Origin of the sequence: Parapedobacter tibetensis, from assembly GCF_024704835.1 — a bacterium.
Taxonomy (GTDB): Bacteria; Bacteroidota; Bacteroidia; order Sphingobacteriales; family Sphingobacteriaceae; genus Parapedobacter; species Parapedobacter tibetensis.
In genome coordinates, this window is the sequence record NZ_JAMXBE010000045.1 from 1 (window position 1) to 3,911 (window position 3,911).

Consider the following 3,911-nt stretch of genomic DNA (forward strand, 5'->3'; position numbering starts at 1 on the left):
CATGCCCAGGACCTATACCCTGGGGCTCAATGTATCCCTGTAGATATTACTTAAAAATTACCGATATGAGACTTTTCAAATACTGCGCCCTCCTGCTCGTCCTACTGCTTGACAGCGCTTGTAACAAGGGATGGCTGGAACCCGATCCACTTTCCTTCTTTACCCCCGAAAATGCCTATACCGATAAGGCCGGGATGGAATCATTGCTGATTACCATGCGGAAAGACCTGAGGGCTGAAAACACCGGGAACATGAATAACCTGATCATGGAATTTGCTGCTTCCGACCTGGGCTCACCCTGGTCGCAGCTGGATTTCTATAACCTGACCCCAAATACTGACCAGTATTATCGCTTTCTCGACATGTTTACCGCCACTTACATTTCCATCAAAAATACCAACATCCTGATCGGTAATATTGACAATGTGGAATGGGAGTCGGAAGAGGAAAAGAACGTTATCCTGGCAGAAGCCTACTGGCACCGCGCTTACTGGTATTACCGCTTGATCAATTCCTATGGCGACGTGCCCTTTATCGGCGAAGAATTGCACGGCGCAAAGCTGGACTTCTACACCCACAGCCGGTGGGCCATCCTTGACAAGATCGAGGCAGATGTGGAGTTCTCTGTGCAATGGCTTCCCGTGAATGCACCTGCCGGTGCCATTTCAAGAGGTGCGGGTGACCACCTGCTTACAAAAATCTACTTAGCCAACCTGGAATTCGACAAAGCTGTTGAGGCGGCCTCCCGCGTAATCAACGGGCCTTACGCCCTGATGGCCGCGCGGTTCGGAATAGACAAGGATGATCCGGTGAGAAACCTGATTTGGGATCTGCACCGGCCCAAAAACTTTAACATCGCGGAAAATACCGAAACCATCCTTGCTACTGTCGACCGATTTGAAGCCCCGCCAGAAGCCAGGTCCCCGGGCCTGTACACCATGCGGCTCTATAACTGCCAATGGTTCCAGCCCCAGGTCCTTGATAGCCAAGGCAAGCCCGGCATGGTGGCCAGCGGACCCATGTACGATTCACTGGGAAGGGGGAATTCCAACGTACGTCTTACCTGGCACTACCAATATGGCATCTGGTACGATGGAGGCGCCACGTGGGAGAACACCAGCGACCTCCGCAGGAGCGACATCAACTGGGTGGATCCGCATGAACTGAAATACAATAACCCGGCTTCAGTCGATTTCAGAAAACCCGTCGACATCAGTTACTTGGCCAATCCGGTGGATACCTTTAAACATGTGTATGCCATGCCCCACTACATCATGTATGTGCCTCAGGACGATCCCCAGGCTCAGCCTTACGGAGGGAATGGCGACTGGTATGTATTCCGCCTGGCGGAAACCTACCTGCTGAGAGCCGAAGCCCATTACTGGACCGGACGGACGGACCTGGCTGCGGCAGACATCAATATGGTCAGACAGCGGGCCCAAGCCCCGCCTGTATCCCCTGGTGCGATCACCATCGATTTTATACTCGATGAACGGGCCAGGGAACTATTCGCCGAAGAGACAAGGCATTCTGAACTGGTGCGTATATCCTATGTGATGGCCAGATCAAATCTGGAAGGATACGACCTATCCAATTTCAGCCAAAAGAACTTTTATTACGACAGGGTCATGAAGTACAACAAAACATACGAACAGAAGATCAATCTCTTGGACAACACAGCCAATATGGCTCCTTTTCATGCGCTCTGGCCAATACCGTCCGAGGTGATTACAGCCAATACGATGGGAGTGATCAACCAGAATATCGGATACGACGGAGCGGATAGAAACGTCCCACCCCTGGAAACGATCGAGTAGGATTTATGCCATGAATCAGTTTTTTTCATTTTTCTTTTACCCCCTGCCTGCCGCTTGACTGTATCTACTTACAGAAAGGTATCAGATACGATATACTATGGAAGCACACAAGGCAAAAAGACTCCTGAAAAAATACCTGGCCGGCAACTGCACGGAAGAAGAAAAGGCAGTGCTGGAAACCTGGTACCTGCAGCGGAATCTGGAGGAATTTCCGGACCTGAATGAAGCTGATCGCTTACAGGATATGGAGGAAGTCCGTTTAGCGCTTGAGAAAGCATACAACCCCGTGAGACGCATGAAACCCCGGCACCGTCTTGCCCGTGTCGTCGCTGCTGCCATGGTGTTGCTGGCCGCGGGAATTGTACTGTATGTTTATATGCAGAAGGACGCAGGCACTCCCCAGCTACCCGCTCGATATGCTAATGATGTAGACCCCGGTGGGAATAAAGCCGTGCTCACCCTTGCCGACGGCAAAACGATAAACCTAAGCAGTGATAAGGAAGGGATTATGGTGTCCGGCGGTGCATTGACATACGATGACGGCACCGTACTCCCTGAGAACACCCCGGAGGGAATCTCACAATATGTCGCACTCACCACCCCGGTGGGCGGCCAATACCGAGTCGTCCTCCCCGACGGCAGTAAGGTATGGCTTAATGCAGCATCCACATTGCGTTATCCCACGCGGTTCACAGCGAAGGAGCGCAAGGTAGAAGTAAGCGGGGAAGCCTATTTCGAGGTGGCTCATGACAAAGCCGTGCCTTTCAAGGTAAACACGCAAGGACAAACTATTGAGGTGCTGGGAACACATTTTAATGTTTCGGCTTATCAGGACGAACCAATAACGAAAACCACCCTGCTGGAAGGATCGGTAAGGATAACCACTCAGGACCGCTCGGAATATCTGGTTCCCGGCCAGCAGGCACAAGTCAATTCACGGCATCTAACCATCACCGATGATGCGGATATGGATGAGGTGGTTTCTTGGAAGAATGGTTATTTCAAGTTTAATGGGAATATAGAGGGCATCATGACTAAGGTCGCCCGCTGGTACAACGTGGAAGTCGTGTACCAGGAAGGGGTGGATCTGCACCAGACTTTTTCGGGAGAGCTATCAAGGGCAAGAAAACTCTCCACCCTGCTGGAACTGATGGAAATCACAGGGAATGTACATTTTAAAATTGAAGGAAAAAGGGTTACTGTTATGCCTTAAATTACATTTTAGTGACCTGAAGGAAGCCGGAAGTGATTGGACCCACTCCCGGCCGAATGTCCGGGTTTACCCTTACCGACTGTATCGGAATAAATAATTGCTCTTTAATTGAACGAAAACCCAAACATTCAAATGTATGAATTTTTGTCCTAAAATTCAGCGTGGAAGTTATTGTCATGCTAAACAAAAAATCCCGCTGGTGCTCGAGCCGGCTACAGGTCGGATCAGTCCGGTGGTCCAAAGACTCATCATGCGGTTGAACTTACTTTTATTCTTTATTACGCTGGTTATCACCCAGGTTTCAGGCCACAACCTGTTCGCGCAAAAGATTACATTGAATAAAGTCAGCAGTCCTTTACGTAAGGTGATCAAGGAATTGCGCGACCAGAGCGGCTATGATTTCTTTTACAGTAATGAGCTTCTGAAAAAAGGCAGGCCTGTCACGATTCGGGTGAAGAATGCCTCCCTCGAGGAAGTTCTGGAAAAATGCTTCGTTGATCAACCCTTTACCTATGTAGTGAAAGACCAAGCAGTCATCATCAAGGAAAAGGAAAGAACCTTGGCCGACCCGGGAAACCGGATTGCGGAAGGAGGAAAACTGCAAAAAACCGTCACAGGCATCGTCACTGGTACGACCGGCGCACCTTTGCCAAACGTAACAGTGCAGGTAAAAGGTACCCAAAACGGAACGACTACCGATATGGAAGGAAGATTTTCTATTGCTGTCAGTGATGAGTCTGCTATACTCGTATTTGAACATATAGGATTCACGACAACGGAGCATACGGTCTCTGCCACAGCTATGGACATCGTTCTGACGGAAAGCCTTACCGACCTGGATGAAGTGGTTGTGATCGGTTACGGGACGGCCAGGAAGAGCG

Annotated in this window: 3 protein-coding genes; all 3 read left to right on the forward strand. The window is 50.0% G+C overall.

The genetic code is table 11. From position 1 onward, the window contains the following. The first annotated feature begins 65 nt into the window (after positions 1-65). Positions 66-1,817 carry a RagB/SusD family nutrient uptake outer membrane protein gene (locus NF543_RS25040; RefSeq protein WP_257670936.1) on the forward strand — a complete coding sequence of 584 codons (1,752 nt, stop codon included), beginning with the start codon at positions 66-68 and terminating at the stop codon, positions 1,815-1,817. Between the two features lie 97 nt (positions 1,818-1,914). Continuing rightward, positions 1,915-3,030, forward strand: coding sequence for a FecR family protein (locus tag NF543_RS25045; RefSeq protein WP_257670937.1), 1,116 nt, complete (start codon positions 1,915-1,917; stop codon positions 3,028-3,030). Between the two features lie 199 nt (positions 3,031-3,229). Further along, a partial coding sequence (locus NF543_RS25050; RefSeq protein WP_257670938.1) for an STN domain-containing protein occupies positions 3,230-3,911 on the forward strand: 682 nt, incomplete at its 3' end.